General features: G+C 66.6%; 11 protein-coding genes. 1 reads left to right on the forward strand and 10 read right to left on the reverse strand.

Annotated features, from left to right (window positions below; genetic code table 11):
• Positions 1 to 2: 2 nt before the first annotated feature.
• From SLT36_RS22930 to murA, 7 genes are all read right to left on the reverse strand, one after another.
• Positions 3 to 1,751, reverse strand: a complete 1,749-nt coding sequence (locus SLT36_RS22930; protein ID WP_432288442.1) for an ABC transporter ATP-binding protein — start codon at positions 1,749 to 1,751, stop codon at positions 3 to 5.
• A gap of 14 nt (positions 1,752 to 1,765) precedes the next feature.
• Complete coding sequence (locus SLT36_RS22935; RefSeq protein ID WP_432284581.1) at positions 1,766 to 2,599, reverse strand: ABC transporter permease; 834 nt, start codon at positions 2,597 to 2,599, stop codon at positions 1,766 to 1,768.
• The gene (locus tag SLT36_RS22940; protein WP_432284582.1) at positions 2,599 to 3,558 is read right to left on the reverse strand and encodes an ABC transporter permease; all 960 of its coding nucleotides are present in this window, start codon (positions 3,556 to 3,558) and stop codon (positions 2,599 to 2,601) included. The genes SLT36_RS22935 and SLT36_RS22940 overlap by 1 nt, the downstream gene beginning before the upstream one ends.
• A 153-nt stretch (positions 3,559 to 3,711) precedes the next feature.
• Positions 3,712 to 5,226 carry an ABC transporter substrate-binding protein gene (locus tag SLT36_RS22945; RefSeq protein ID WP_432284583.1) on the reverse strand — a complete coding sequence of 505 codons (1,515 nt, stop codon included), beginning with the start codon at positions 5,224 to 5,226 and terminating at the stop codon, positions 3,712 to 3,714.
• Between the two features lie 81 nt (positions 5,227 to 5,307).
• Positions 5,308 to 6,240 (reverse strand): N-acetylmuramic acid 6-phosphate etherase, encoded by a 933-nt coding sequence (gene murQ / locus SLT36_RS22950; RefSeq protein ID WP_432284584.1) that lies wholly within the window; start codon positions 6,238 to 6,240, stop codon positions 5,308 to 5,310.
• 116 nt (positions 6,241 to 6,356) lie between these two features.
• Positions 6,357 to 7,247 carry a BadF/BadG/BcrA/BcrD ATPase family protein gene (locus tag SLT36_RS22955; protein ID WP_432284585.1) on the reverse strand — a complete coding sequence of 297 codons (891 nt, stop codon included), beginning with the start codon at positions 7,245 to 7,247 and terminating at the stop codon, positions 6,357 to 6,359.
• A 5-nt stretch (positions 7,248 to 7,252) separates the two neighbouring features.
• A complete protein-coding gene (gene murA, locus SLT36_RS22960; RefSeq protein ID WP_432284586.1) occupies positions 7,253 to 8,509 on the reverse strand; it encodes a UDP-N-acetylglucosamine 1-carboxyvinyltransferase in 1,257 nt (418 codons plus the stop codon).
• A 137-nt stretch (positions 8,510 to 8,646) separates the two neighbouring features.
• Here murA and SLT36_RS22965 point away from each other — a divergent pair, with 137 nt between their 5' ends.
• Positions 8,647 to 9,498 (forward strand): MurR/RpiR family transcriptional regulator, encoded by an 852-nt coding sequence (locus SLT36_RS22965; RefSeq protein WP_432284587.1) that lies wholly within the window; start codon positions 8,647 to 8,649, stop codon positions 9,496 to 9,498.
• A 33-nt stretch (positions 9,499 to 9,531) separates the two neighbouring features.
• On the opposite strand, the gene SLT36_RS22970 is transcribed toward SLT36_RS22965, so the two are convergent.
• The 3 genes from SLT36_RS22970 to nirB are packed head-to-tail and all read right to left on the reverse strand — an operon-like array spanning position 9,532 to position 14,991.
• A complete protein-coding gene (locus SLT36_RS22970; protein WP_432284588.1) occupies positions 9,532 to 12,204 on the reverse strand; it encodes a molybdopterin-dependent oxidoreductase in 2,673 nt (890 codons plus the stop codon).
• 1 nt (position 12,205) lies between these two features.
• Positions 12,206 to 12,535, reverse strand: a complete 330-nt coding sequence (gene nirD / locus SLT36_RS22975; RefSeq protein ID WP_432288444.1) for a nitrite reductase small subunit NirD — start codon at positions 12,533 to 12,535, stop codon at positions 12,206 to 12,208.
• Between the two features lie 5 nt (positions 12,536 to 12,540).
• Positions 12,541 to 14,991 carry a nitrite reductase large subunit NirB gene (nirB, locus tag SLT36_RS22980; RefSeq protein WP_432284589.1) on the reverse strand — a complete coding sequence of 817 codons (2,451 nt, stop codon included), beginning with the start codon at positions 14,989 to 14,991 and terminating at the stop codon, positions 12,541 to 12,543.
• Positions 14,992 to 15,004 lie beyond the last annotated feature (13 nt).

A 15,004-nucleotide genomic window follows, 5' to 3' on the forward strand; every position in this document is an offset into this window, starting at 1 on the left:
CCTCAGGCCTCGGCGCGGACCTTGTGGTCGGCGCCGTATTGCATCCAGGTCGCGGCCGGCGGCTCGTAGCCGACCGGGCGCACCAGCGACGGCACCTGGCGGGTGTCGAGCTCGAAATGCTGCTTGCGGCGGTCGATTGTCGGCACGGCCTCGATGAGCTTCCTGGTATAGGGGTGCTGCGGGTCGGACAGCACCGATCTGGCATCGCCGATCTCGACGATCTGCCCGGCATACATCACCGCGACACGATGCGCGATGCGTTCGACGACCGCCATGTCGTGCGAGATGAACAGATAAGCGAGACCATATTCGTGCTGCAGGTCGACAAGCAGCTCGAGCACGCGCGCCTGGACCGAGACGTCGAGCGCCGAGACCGCCTCGTCGAGCACCACGACTGACGGATTGAGCATCAGCGCACGCGCGATGCACAGGCGCTGGCGCTGGCCGCCGGAGAACTGGTGCGGATAACGCGCAAGGCTGTCTTCGGGCAGGCCGACACGCTTGAGCAGTGCTGCCATCCTGTCGCGAACCGCCTTGTCGGCAGAAGCGCCGGTGGCGATCACCGGCTCGGCCAGGATCTGCTCGACGGTGAGGCGCGGATTGAGCGAGGCATAGGGGTTCTGGAACACCATCTGCACCGGCAGCCGGCTCTGGCCGGGGCGCGCCGCCTGGGCTTCGACGGCAAACGCTCCGCGCGTCGGCGACACCAGGCCGAGCACGGCGCGCGCGGTCGTCGACTTGCCGGACCCGCTTTCGCCGACGATCGCCAGCGTCTCGGCCGGCAGCAGGTCGAAGCCGACGCCGTCGACGGCATGCACCGCACCCACCGGCTTGCTGAACCAGCCGCCCTTCAGCGGATAGCGCACGACGAGGTCGTCGACTTCGAGCGTCGGCCTGGGCAGCGGCTCCGTCATGCGCGCGCCGTCGGTCCGTGCCGCGACGCCGCTGGAGAAATGCGGCACAGCGTGCAGCAGATGCTGCGTGTAGGGATGTTGCGGCTTGTCGAGGATCTCGCTCAGCTCGCCCTGCTCGACGACCCTGCCGTCCTGCATCACCATCACGCGGTCGGCGATGCCGGCGACAAGGCCGATGTCGTGGCTGATGAAGATCATCGACATGCCGGTCTCGCGCCTGAGTTCGGCCAGCAGCGCCATGATCTGCGCCTGCACGGTGACGTCGAGGGCGGTTGTCGGTTCGTCGGCGATCAAAAGGCGCGGATTGCAGGCGAGCGCCATGGCGATCATCACCCGCTGCAGCATGCCGCCGGAAAGCTCGTTCGGCGTCGCCTTGAGCCGGCGTTCGGCATCGGGGATGCGTACCCGCTCCAGCGCCTCGCGCGCAGCACTGCGCGCCTGCGCGCCGGTCAGGCCGCGATGCAGGCGGAACGATTCCTCGATCTGGGCGCCGATGGTCAGCACCGGATTGAGCGAGGTCATCGGCTCCTGGAAGATGACGCCGATCTCGGCGCCGCGAATGCCGGTCAGTTCCTGCCGGCCGGCACGGGTGACGTCGAGCACGCTGCCGTCGGCGCGCAGCAATTCGATCGTGCCGCTGGTGATGCGGCCGCCGGCATAATCGATCAGGCGGTTGGTCGACAGCGCCGTCACCGACTTGCCCGAGCCGCTCTCGCCGACGATCGCCAGCACCTCACCGACGCCGAGGTCGAAGCTGACGCCGTGGACGACCTCCTTGGCGCTGGCGGCCGGGCCGAAGCTGACATGCAGGTCGCGGACCGAAAGGATCGGCTTCATATCAGGCGCCATGGTCACGCCCTCCTCGTCTTGGGGTCGAGGATGTCGCGCAGCGCATCGCCGAGAAGGTTGAAACCGAGGATCGAGAGCATGATGGCGACGGCCGGAAAGGCCAGCAGCCACGGCGCCTGCTCCATCAGGTTGCGGGCATCGCTCAGCATCAGGCCGAGCGACGAGGCCGGCGGCTGGGTGCCGAGGCCGAGGAAGCTGAGGCCGGCTTCGGTCAGCAGCGCCCAGGCGAGCGCCAAAGTCACCTGCACGGTCAAAGGCGCCACCAGGTTGAGCAGCAGGTGCCGGGTCAGGATGTAGCTGCGGCTGGAGCCGAAGGTGCGGGCGGCATCGACGAAGTCGCGCGCCTTGAGCGACAGCGCCGGGCCGCGCACGACGCGGGTGAAGATCGGGGTGTAGACGATGCTGATGGCGGCGACGCTGGTCCAGGTGCCCGGGCCGACGATGGTGACGATGAGCAGCGCCAGCAAGATCGCCGGGAAGGCCAGTAGCACGTCCATGAAACGCATCATCACCGTGTCCCAGCGGCCGCCGAACCAGGCGGCGGTGAGGCCGAGCACGGTGCCGGCGAGCGTGGCAAGTGCTACGGAGAAGAACGCCACGGTGAAGGACTGGCCGATGCCCTTCATCAGGCGGCTCATGACGTCGCGGCCGAACAGATCGGTGCCCATCCAGTAGGACGATGTCGGCGCATGCAGGCGGTCGATGCGGTACTGCATCAGCGGGTCATGCGGGGTCAGGCCGGCAGCGCCGGCCAGGGCGACGAGCAGATAGACCAGCACGATGACGCCGCCGATGCGGCCGCTCGGATGCGAAAAGATGGCCTTCACGACACGCATCAACGGCCCTCCAGGCGAATACGGGGGTCGAGCGCGGCATAAGCGAGGTCGACGAGCAGATTGACGATCATGAAGTTGAGGGCGATGAACAGCACCGCACCCTGCACCAGCGCGTAGTCGCGCTGCAGGATGGCTTCCAGCACCATGCGGCCGAGGCCGGGCAAGGCATAGATCTGCTCGACGATGACGGCGCCGCCGAGCAGGTAGCCGAATTCGATGCCGCTCAGCGTCACCACCGGCACCAGCGCATTGGGCAGAGCGTGGCGCCAGATGACGCTGCGCTCGGAAGCGCCCTTGCTGCGCGCGGTGCGGACATAGTCGTCGCTCAGCACGTCGAGCATGGCCGAGCGGGTGACGCGGGTGACCGACGAGGCAAAGGCGCAGCCGAGCGTGATCGCCGGCAGGATCATCTGGCCGAGATTCTGCAGCGGGTCCTGCCAGAACGGGGTGAAGGCGCCCATCGTCGGCAGCACGCCGAAGCCGGCCGACAGGATGTAGATGATGACCAGGCCGACGACGAAGCTCGGCGTCGACTGGCCGATCATGGCGGCGATGCGGACGCCGAGATCGGCGGGACGCTCGTTGCGGGTGGCGGCGAAGACGCCGGCCGGCACGCCGATCGACAGCGCGATCAGCATCGCCAGAAGCGCCAGTTCGAGCGTCAGCGGAAAGCGTTCGAGGATGACCGACAGCACCGGCTTGCCATAGGTCACCGATATGCCGAGGTCGCCGCTGAACAGGCCGGTGAACCAGCGCCAGTACTGGACCGGCCAGGGTTGGTCGATGCCGAAATAGACGGCCAGCGAATCCCGCTGCTGCGGCGTCAGAAGCCCGGCCTCGGTGCCCAGCATGGCGGTTATGGAATCGCCCGGCACCAGCCGGATGGCGACGAAGACGATGATCGAGACGCCGATCAGCACCAGGGGAAAGGCCCGCAGGCGACGTATCACGTAACTCATGGCGTAAGGACCATCTGGAGTTGGGGAGCCGTTGCGGTTCCCGGGCCGGACCAGTCGATGCCGGTCCAGGGTTCAAGGGCGGTCGCCATCGGCTCAACGGCGACCGCCTTCGAGCGGCGGCAGGGAGAATTGCCGCCGCCCAAAACGCAGTTGCTACTGGATGGTGACCTTGCCGAGGCTGACCAGCGAACCGGTCGGCATCGGCACGAAGCCCTGCACGTTCTTCTGCTGCGCGGTGTAGCCATAGCCGGTATAGAGCCAGATCCACGGCGCCTTTTCGGCAAGCTGCTTGTCGAACTCGGCGAAGATCGCCTTGCGCTTTTCCGGATCGGTCTCGGCGCGGCCGTCCTGCAGCAGCTTGTCGAGCGTGTCGTCGGCGAAGTTGGAAACCTTCTGCAGGTTGCCGTTCTTGGTCCAGTAGCGGTTGTACATGGTGTAGGGGTCGGGACGACCGCCATTCAGCGCCACCGCCATGTCGAAGTCGCCCTTCAGCCAGGTGTCGACATAGACATTGAGCTCCATCATCTTGATGTCGAGCTTGACGCCGATCTCGGCCAACTGCGACTGCAGCACCTGGGCTTCGGCGGCAGCCGTCGGCGGCTCGCCGGTGGCGGCGATCACCGTGGCGCTGAAGCCGTCGGCAAAACCGGCATCGGCCATCAGCTTCTTGGCCTTCTCCAAGTCCTGCTTGTAGCAGAACAGCGAATTCGGATCCGAAGCGAAGAACGGTGCGGTGATCGGTCCGGTCACCTGGCCTTCGCCGAGGGACGCCGTGTCGAGCACCGCCTTGCGGTCGACGGCGCAGGAGATCGCTTGGCGCACGGCGAGCTCGTTCATCGGCTTGCGCGCCGGGTTGAGCTGAAGCACGTGATAGGCGAGCAGCGGCGCGCGGTTGAGCTGGAGCTTCGGCTCGTTGGGCACCAGCGTCGCGATCAGCGGATCGTTGAGCAGGGCGAAATCGATCTGGCCGGTGCGCATGGCCGCGAGGATCGCGGTTTCGTCGGGCAGGACGCTGATCTCGATGCCGTCGACGCCGGTAGCACCCCCGGCCCAGTCCTTGTTGGCGACGAGTGCCGCCTTGGAATTGGGATCCCACTTCTCGAGCTTGAACGGACCCGAGCCGACAGCCTTGGTGCCGATGGTGCCGGCCGCGATCTCGCTTGCCGGGACGATTGACGAATTGGTGTCGGTCATGGCGGTCAGGATCGGCGCGTCGGGCTGCTTCAGCTTGAACACCACGGTGCCGGCATCGGGCGCCTCGATGCTCTCGATGGAGAGGTAGTTGGCGCGGTTGGCGGCACCGGTCTTCTCGTCGAGGATGCGCTCGAACGAAGCCTTGACGTCGGCCGAGGTCACGGCCGCACCGTTCTGGAACTTGGCCTTGGGGTCGAGCTTGAAGGTGAGCTGCTTGCCGTCGGCGGCAAATTCCCACGAGGTGGCGATGCCGGGAATGATCTTGAGGTCGGCGTCGAGGCGCACCAGCGGCTCATAGATCAGCTCGAGCAGGCGCAGCGACGAGAACGCGGTCTGCTTGTGCGGGTCGAGGCCGGTGGCGTCCTGGGCCCAGGCCATGCGCAGGTTCGCTGCGTCGGCATGGCCGGCGACTGCCGACAGGCCGATCATCACGGCCGTCGTCGCGCCAAGGAAATACTTGAACTTGCTGGTCATTTCATCCTCCCTGTTACTCTTTCGCCGGTGCGGCCGGAATGGCCGCCCGGATCACTCACCTGTCCGGATCAGTGGCCCGGATCATATGGATGCCTGCTTCGCATCCTGGATTGCCTGCCGCAAGAAGCCTCTGGAACCGTCCAGCGCCGATCGCGCCGTGGCGACGTCCATCCCCGTCATGACGATGAGGATGGCGAGCTTCACGTCGTTGTCGGTCTGGGCGAGCGCTGCCTGCGCCTCTTCCAGCGTGCAGTCGGCTGCCTGCATGACGATGCGGGCCGCGCGGGCAACAAGCTTCTTGTTGGACGCCTTGAGATCGACCATCAGGTTTTCGTAGGTCTTGCCGATGCCGATCATGCTGGCGGTGGTCAGCATGTTGAGCACCAGCTTTTCGGCGGTGCCCGACTTCATCCGCGTCGAGCCGGTCAGCGCCTCGGGACCGACGACGGGCGAAATGGCGATGTCGGCGATGGCAGCGATGGCCGAATGCGGGTTGCACGACAGCGCGACCGCGGTGGCGCCGATCTTCCTGGCGTAGTTGAGACCACCGATGACGTAGGGCGTGCGACCGCTGGCGGCGATGCCGACGACGACGTCCTTCGACGTCAGATCGATTTCGGCCAGCGCCTCGGCGCCCTTTGTCTGGCTGTCCTCGGCCCCTTCGGTCGCCTTCAGCAGCGCGCTGTAGCCGCCGGCGATGAGGCCGACGACCATTGTCGGCGGGACACGGAAGGTCGGCGGACACTCGGAAGCGTCGAGCACGCCGATGCGGCCGCTGGTGCCGGCGCCCATATAGATCAGGCGCCCGCCCTGGCGGAAGGCGGCGACGGTGCGGTCGACCACGGCCGCGATCTCGGGGATCACACGCTCGACCGCATGGGCGACAAGCTTGTCTTCGTCATTGATTTTTTTGAGGACATCGACCGTCGGCAGCAGGTCGATGTCCATGGTGCGCGGGTTCCGCTCCTCGGAAACCAAACGCCCCAGCTCCGAAATCAAGGCTTGTTCTGACACTTGTCGCCACCTGCCCGGTTCTCAAAATGCAAAGAGCCACGCGGAGCCGGTTCTCCTAGGCTTTCGTTAACGTTTTAGAATGGCATATTCCTAATGTCAATAAATTTTGGAATGGATTATTCCTTGTCAACAGGCGACGGGTCGAGCTGCCGCGCCAGGATGATCGCCCCCGACACCGCATCGCCGTCCGCCGGCTTGAGGCGACGGCGAACATCGGGCGCAAGCCAGGGTTCGAGCGGGCTGGCGAGGCCGCCGAGCAGGGTGACGCGCGGCGCGCCCTTGTCGAACAGGGCGCGCACGATGGTGTCGATCTGCTCCGCCGCCGACTGCACGATGCGCCGTCCCGCGGCATCACCCTGGTCGGCGTGGCGCATGACTGTCGGCGCAAGTGCTGCGTAATCGGTGGCGGTCGCGCGGTCCATCCAGGCCACGGCTTCCATCGGATCGTTGTGGAAGCGCTGCATGATCTCGCCGAGCAGCGCCGAGCGGTCGTGGCGGTCGTCATGGGCGCGCAGCGCAAGCTGCACCGCCTTCAGGCCGAGATCGGCACCGCTGCCCTCGTCCGAGATCGGAAAACCATAGCCGCCGACCCTGAGGTCCCGCCCCTCGACGACGCCCAGCCCGATCGAACCGGTGCCGGCAATGACGATGGCGCCGTCCTTGCCCGAATGGGCGCCAAGGCAGGCGCCCATGCCGTCGCTGGTGAAGCCGATGGCGGCGAAGGGGTGTTCCAGCGCCTGCAGCGCCTCCAGCGCGCCCTTGCGGCCGATGCCGGCAAGGCCGATGCCGGCAAAGGTGCGCGCCAGCTCCGCTGGGCTGAAGCCGGCCTCCTCGACAGCCGCGCCATAGGCACGGGCGATTGAGGCCCAGGCGACGTCGATGCCGAGCCGCGTCGTCGCCGGACCGGAGAGCCCTTGGCCGAGCACATCGCCGGCCGCATCTACGATGCGGGCGCGGCAACCGGTGCCGCCGCCATCGACGCCGAGATAGAAACGGGGGAGCGCCACCGAACTCATCCGGGTAGCCGCTCGATCGTCGCTCCGCACATCTGGAGCTTGCGGTCGAGGCTCTCATAACCCCGGTCGAGGTGGTAGACGCGATTGACGATGCTCTCGCCCTCGGCGACCAGGGCTGCCAGCACCAGCGACACCGAGGCCCGGAGGTCGGTCGCCATGACCTGCGCCCCGCGCAGCGGCACACCGCCGCGCACCAGCGCCGTCGTGCCCTGCAAGGTGATGTTGGCGCCGAGGCGAACCAGCTCGGGCACATGCATGAAACGGTTTTCGAACACCGTCTCGCGCAGCAGCGAGGCGCCCGGCGCGCAGCACATCAGGGCCATGAACTGGGCCTGGAGATCGGTCGGAAAGCCGGGATAAGGCTCGGTGGTGATGTCGACCGGCGACAACGGACCATCGCGCGAGACGATCAGGCCACGGTCGCCGGGCCAGACGGTGACGCCCGCCGCCTCCAGTACCTGCACGACCGAGGCCATATGCTCGAGCCGGGCATTGGTCAGCTCGAGTTGACCGCCCGAAATCGCCGCCGCGATGGCATATGTCCCCGCCTCGATACGGTCGGGGATGGTGTGATGGCTGGCGGCGCGCCAGGACGTGCCGCCCTGGACGAGGATGCGGTGCGTGCCCGCCCCTTCGATGTTTGCGCCCATGGCGCCGAGGCAGGCGGCGAGGTCCATTACCTCGGGCTCGCGCGCGGCGTTGACGATCTCGGTCTCGCCCTTCGCCGTGGTCGCCGCCATCATCGCCGTCTCGGTCGCGCCGACAGACGGCGAGCCGAGCACGATCCGCGCCCCGGTCAGCCCGTTTGGCGCAGATGCGACGATCGCGCCGCCGCGAATGGCGATGTCGGCGCCGAGCTGGCCGAGCGCCTTGATGTGCATGTCGACCGGCCGCGCGCCGATGGCGCAGCCGCCGGGCAGCGACACCTCGGCCTTGCCGAAGCGGGCCAGCAGCGGCCCCAGCACCAGCACCGTGGCGCGCATCTTGCGCACCGTGTCGTAGCTGGTTTCGCGCGACGAGGCCTTGCTCGCGTCGACACGGACGGAACGGCCCTGGCGGCTGATCTCGGCGCCATGCTGGGTGATGACGCCGAGCATGTTCTCGACGTCGCTGACCGCAGGCAGGTTGGTCAGTTCGAGCGGTTCGGGGCTCAGCAGCGAGGCGGCGATCTGCGGCAATGCCGCGTTCTTGGCGCCTGAAATGGCGACCGCACCCTGCAGCCTCTGCCCGCCGACGATACGCAACTTGTCCATATCAAAGAATCCGTTCAGCAGCCGATCGAACCGGCAGAACTGACAAGAGAGTTGATCGCAATATTCTTCTCTGTCAACCTTGCCTGGAATATTCTATTCCTTGATGTCAGCTGGATGGGAGAGCCCCGAGGAGCTTCATGTCGGTTCTCACGAAAATCATTGCGACGCTCGACACCATGGCGCCGGCAGACCGGCAGATCGGCCAGTTCATCGTCGACAATCCTGACGAGATGCTGCGGCTGTCGTCGGTCGCGCTGGGCGAACAGACCGGCCGCAGCCAGTCCAGCGTGGTCAAGTTCGCCCAGAAGCTCGGTTATCCCAGCTACCAACAATTGAAACTCGCCGTCAGCGAGGCCAAGGCCCAGCAATGGCAGGCGCCGCCCGGCATGGTCCATGGCAGCATCGACCGTGCCGACGGCTACATCGCCGTGCAGCAGAAGCTGGTGGCCGGCAAGCTGGCGGCGATGCAGCAGACGATGTCGGTCAACAGCGAACAGACGGTGGAGCGGGTGCTGGACCTGCTCGACCGGGCCGACCGCATCCACCTCGCCGGCGTCAGCGCCTCGTCGCTGGTGGCGCGCGACTTCGCCATCAAGCTGATGAAGCTCGGCCGCAACGTGCTGCACGACAGCGACAGCCACGTCCAGCTCGCCAGCGCCGCATCGCTGGGATCGCGTGACGTGCTGCTGGCATTCTCGCATTCGGGCACCAGCATCGAGACGGTCCGCATCGCCGAACTCGCCAAAGAGCGGGGCGCTGCCGTCGTCGTCATCTCCTCGCTCAGGGACAATCCGCTCAGCGCCATTTCAGATGTCGTGCTGCACTCGGTGAGCGACGAGGACAATGTCCGCTCGTCGTCGATCACCGCCCGCGACGCGCAATTGGCGCTGACCGACCTGCTGTTCATCCTGCTGGTCCAGCGCCAGGACGACGCCAACGACCATATCCACCGCAGCGAGGCGGCGGTGGCGGCGCTCAAGATGCGGTGATAGCGACAGGCGCGGCTGTTCCCCTCGCCGGCTTCACTCGGCGGCCAGCAGGCGTGACGCCTCGAGCATCGTCTTGATCTCAGAGCGGCAGGAGCCGCAATTGGTGCCGGCTTTCAACACCTTGCCGATGTCGTCGAGGCTTTTGCTGCCGCCCGAGATCGCGCTGGCGAGCTGGTTCATGCCGACATTGAAGCAGGAGCAGACGATGCGGCCGACTGACGGGACCGGCACCGGCGCGCGCCCCGACAGCAGGGCGCGGCGATCGAGCGGCGACAGCGGCTCGGCCGCAGCGAGCAGCGACAGCAGCCAGTCGCGCTCGGGCAGATGGCCGTGCGGCGCGACCAGCAGCGCCTCGCTGAGCCTGCCCTCGCCGTCGGTCGCGGCAGCGCGGAAGGTCGAGCTGCGCCGGTCGGTGTATTCGAGCAGTTGGTCGGCCGGCACGACGTCGACCAACCGGCGGGCGAGCAGGATGCCCTGTTCGGGCGGTTCGGTGCCGGACAGTTCGTAGACCCAGCCGCCTGCCACCGCCGCGCGGCTCCAATGGACAAAGCCGGTCGGCCTGATGTCGCGGCGGGTCATCAGCACGCCGGCCCAGGCGACCGGCTCGCGCGATATCCGCACCGGCACGTGCTTGAGTTCCGGCTGGCCGGAAAATGGATCGGTGATCGGTGCCGACAACGAGCCTGCGGCGGCATTTGCGGCAAAGCGCCCGCTCCAATGCATCGGCAGGAACGCCTCGCCCCGCCGCTGGCCGGGACTGACAGCCACCTTGGCCCGGCCGCCGCCATAACGGCTTTCGATGCGGACGAGATCGCCGTCTGCGGCCCCCAGCGCAGCTGCGTCGGCAGCGTTGAGCTCGATCGCCGGCTCCGGCGCATTGGCCATCAGGCGCGGCACCCGGCCGGTGCGGGTCATGGTGTGCCACTGGTCGCGCAGACGGCCGGTGTTGAGAACAATTGGAAAAGCGGCATCGACCGGCAGTGCCGCACCTTCCTGGCGCACGGCGGCGAAACGGGCGCGGCCGTCTGAGGTGGGAAAGCGGCCATCGCCAAGCAAGCGTTGGGTCCCGGCTGAAACGCCCCGGGGAAAAGGCCAGTGCAGCGGCACAAGCGCGTCATAGGCGCTGTCCTCGATGTCGGCGAGGCCGCCAATGTCGAACAAGCGGGCGCCGTCATTCTCGAAGGCGGACAGTGCCGCGTGCTCGCGAAAGATCGCCGCCGGGTTGGCGTAGTCGAAGGCCTCGGCAAAACCCATGCGCCGGGCGACCTGCGAGACGATCCACCAGTCGGGCCTGACATCGCCCGGCATCGGCAGGAACGCTTTCTGGCGCGATATCAGACGCTCGGAATTTGTCACCGTGCCGTCCTTCTCGCCCCATGCGGCGGCAGGCAGCAGCACGTCGGCGAAATGGTTGGTGTCGGTGCGGGTGACGTCGGAGACGACGACGAATTCGCAGGCCTTCAGGGCAGCGCGCACCTTGGCGGCATCCGGCATGCTGACGGCCGGGTTGGTGCCCATGACCCAGAGCGCCTTGATGCGGCCGTCGCCGGCGGCCTCGAACATGTCGACCGCCTTCAGGCCCGGCTTGCGGGCGACCGCAGCCGTGCGCCAGAAGCGGCCGACGCGATCTGGGGCCTGGGGATCGTCGAAGCCCATATGCGCGGCAAGCTGGTTGGCCAGTCCGCCGACCTCCCGCCCGCCCATGGCGTTGGGCTGGCCGGTGACCGAGAACGGCCCCATGCCCGGCCTGCCGATGCGGCCGGTCGCCAAGTGGCAATTGAGGATGGCGTTGACCTTGTCGGTGCCATGCGCCGACTGGTTGACGCCCTGGCTGTAGACGGTGACAGTGCGCGCCGTCGCCGCGAACCAATCGTAGAAGGCGGCCACATCGGCCGCGTCGAGATCGCAGCTTTCGGCAACACGCCTCGGCGTCGGCGCATCGGCGCAAGCGAGACTGACCGCGGCATCGAAGCCAGACGTGTGGGCTGTGACATAGTTCCGGTCGATGGCGCCGCAGCCGGCGAGATGCGCCAAAAGGCCGTTGAACAGTGCCACGTCGGTGCCCGGCCTGAGTTGCAGGTGCAGGTCGCATTCGGTTGCGGTTGCCGTGCGGCGCGGATCGACGACGACGATCCTGGTTCCGCGCTCGGCGCGCGCGGCGAGCAGGCGCTGGTAGAGGATCGGATGGCACCAGGCGGTGTTGGACCCGACAAGCACGACAAGGTCGGCCTGTTCGAAATCTTCGTAGACGCCGGGCACGATGTCTTCGCCGAAGGCGCGCTTGTGGCCGGCGACGCTGGAGGCCATGCACAGCCGCGAATTGGTGTCGATGTTGGCCGAGCCGATGAAACCCTTCATCAGCTTGTTGGCGACGTAGTAGTCCTCGGTCAGCAATTGCCCCGAGACATAGAAGGCGACCGCATCCGGTCCATGCCGGGCGATGGTGTCGGAGAAGCGACTGGCCACCAGTTCGAGCGCCGCGTCCCAGGAGGCGCTGCGGCCGCCGATTTCTGGATGCAGCACGCGCCCGTCGAGGCCGAGCGTCTCGCCGAGCACCGAGCCCTTGGAACAAAGCTTGCCGGCGTTGGCGGGATGGCCGGGGTCGCCGCGCACGGACACTGTTTCGTCCGCGGCGACCCGCGCCTGCACGCCGCAACCCACCCCGCAATAGGGACAGGTGGTCCTCACCTCGCGTGCATCCGTCATGTCAGGCAGCCTTCGAAGCGCGAAGCTCGAGCGCGATGAACAGCCGCCCGTCCTCGACCTTGAGCGGAATGGTCCTGACCGCGCCTTCGTCGGCGCCCTGTGCCTTGCCGGTTGCCAGTGAAAACACCCAATTGTGCAGCGGGCAGGTCACCGACGCGCCATGGACGATGCCCTGGCTCAGCGGCCCGCCCTTGTGCGGGCAATGGTCCTCGATGGCGAAAACCTGGTCCTCGGCGGTGCGGAACACGCCGATCTTGCCCTGGGGTGTGTTGACGCAGCGCGCGCCGCGCAACGGTATGTCGGCGATCGTCCCGATCGCGATCCAGTCCATCCCGCTCATTCCGCTGCCTCCGCGAAGCCGACCGAGGCCATCGGGCGGAACTCGTGCTTGTCCTTGCCGGAGACGCGCTCCGACCATGGATCGACCTGGGCGAATTTCTGGGAAAAGACGAAACGCTCGTAATAGGCCTTGCGCTTGCCGGCATCGTCGAGGATCTGGCGCCTGATCTCGGCAATGCCGACACGCTTGGCCCATTTGTAGATGCGTTCGAGATAGCGGCCCTGCTCGCGATACATCTGCGTCAGCGCGACGATCACCTCGAGCGCCTCGTCCTCCGATTTCACAAGGCCGAGCACCTCGGTGCCCTTGATGTCGAGGCCGGCAGCACCGGCAAAATGGATCTCGAAACCGCTGTCGACGCAGATGACGCCGATGTCCTTGCAGGTCGCCTCGGCGCAGTTGCGCGGGCAGCCCGACACCGCCATCTTGAGCTTGGCCGGTGTCCACGAGCCCCACATGAACTTCTCGATGCGGATGCCGAGTCCGGTCGAATCCTGGGTGCCGAAACGGCACCAGTCGGAGCCGACGCAGGTCTTCACCGTGCGCAGGCCCTTGGCATAGGCATGACCCGAGACGAAACCGGCCTTGCCGAGATCGGACCAGACTTCAGGCAGGTCTTCCTTTTTGATGCCCAGCATGTCGATGCGCTGGCCGCCCGTCACCTTGACCAGCGGGATCTCGAACTTGTCGACGACATCGGCGATGGCGCGCAGTTCATTCGCATTGGTCACCCCGCCCCACATGCGCGGCACCACCGAATAGGTGCCGTCCTTCTGGATGTTGGCGTGGACGCGCTCGTTGATGAAACGCGACTGGTAGTCGTCGGCATATTCGTCGGGCCAGTCGCAGACGAGATAATAGTTGAGCGCCGGCCGGCATTTGGCGCAGCCGCAGGAGGTCTTCCACTGCAGCTCCTGCATCACCTCGGGGATCGTCTTCAGTCCCTTGGCCTTGATCAGCCGGCGCACGTCGTCATGGCCGAGCTCGGTGCATGTGCACATCGGCTGCACGGCTGTGGGGTTGTAGCTGTCGCCCAAAGTCAGCGACATCAGCTGCTCAACAAGCCCGGTGCAGGAACCGCATGAAGCCGACGCCTTGGTGTGCGCCCGGACGTCGTCGAGCGAGGTCAGGCCCTTTTCGGTGATGGTGCCGGTTATCTTGCCCTTGCAGACGCCGTTGCAGCCGCAGATTTCCGCATCATCCGCCAGTGCCGCAACGGCCGCCATAGGGTCCAGCGGCGATCCTCCCTGATAGGCCTGGCCGAAGATCAGCGTGTCACGCATCTCCGAGATATCGGCCTGCTTCTTCTTGAGGTCGTTGAACCAGGCCCCGTCACCCGTTTCGCCATAGAGCACCGTGCCGATGACACGATTGTCCCTGAGCACCAGCCGCTTGTAGATGCCGGCTGCGGCATCGCGCAGCACGATCTCCTCGCGGTCGTCGCCATCGGCGAAGTCGCCGAGCGAATAGAGGTCGATGCCGGTGACCTTGAGCTTTGTCGGCGTGTCGGAATGGACGAAGCCGGCCGTCTCGTCGCCGGCGAGATGGGCCGCTGCGACGCGTGCCATCTCGTAGAGCGGCGCGACGAGCCCGTAGACCTGGCCGCCGACCTCCGCGCATTCGCCGAGCGCAAGGATGTCGGGATCGGAGGTGCGCATGCCGTGGTCGACTGTTATGCCGCGATTGGTGTCGATGCCGGCATCCCTGGCGATCGAAGCATTGGGCCGGATGCCGACCGCCATCACCACCAGCGTCGCCGGGATGATGGTGCCGTCGGCGAGCTCCACGCCCTCGACCTTGCCATCGCCGACGATGGCCTTGGTGTTGGCCTTGGTCATCACCTTGATGCCACGCGCCTCGACCGCCTTCTGCAGGAGGTAGCCGGCGGCAGGGTCGAGCTGGCGCTCCATCAGCGTCGGCATGACGTGCAGCACCGTCACATCCATGCCCTGCTCCTTCAGTCCCGCAGCGGCCTCCAGGCCGAGCAGTCCGCCGCCGATCACGACGGCCCTGGCCCGCGACTGGGCGGCAAGCAGCATGGCATTGACGTCGTCGAGGTCGCGGTAGGTCAGCACGCCGGGCAAATCCGTGCCCGGCACCGGAATGATGAAGGGCACCGACCCGGTGGCGACGACCAGCTTGTCATAGGGCTCGGTCACGCCATGGTCCGATGTGACGGTCTTTGCCACGCGGTCGATGGCGACGATCCTGTGGCCCTTGTAGAGTGTGATGCCGTGCTTGATGTACCAGCCGTCGCCGTGGATCACGATCTCCTCGAAGGCCTTCTCGCCCGACAGGACCGGCGACAGCATGATGCGGTCGTAGTTCACGCGCGGCTCGGCGTTGAAGATGGTGACCTGGTAGCGGTCGGGTACTGCTTCCAGCAGATGTTCCAGCATGCGCCCGGGGGCCATGCCGTTGCCGATGATGACAAGTCTCTCGGTCATTGCGGTGCTCCTT

This window comes from Aminobacter sp. BA135 (assembly GCF_050859125.1).
Taxonomy (GTDB): domain Bacteria; phylum Pseudomonadota; class Alphaproteobacteria; order Rhizobiales; family Rhizobiaceae; genus Aminobacter; species Aminobacter ciceronei.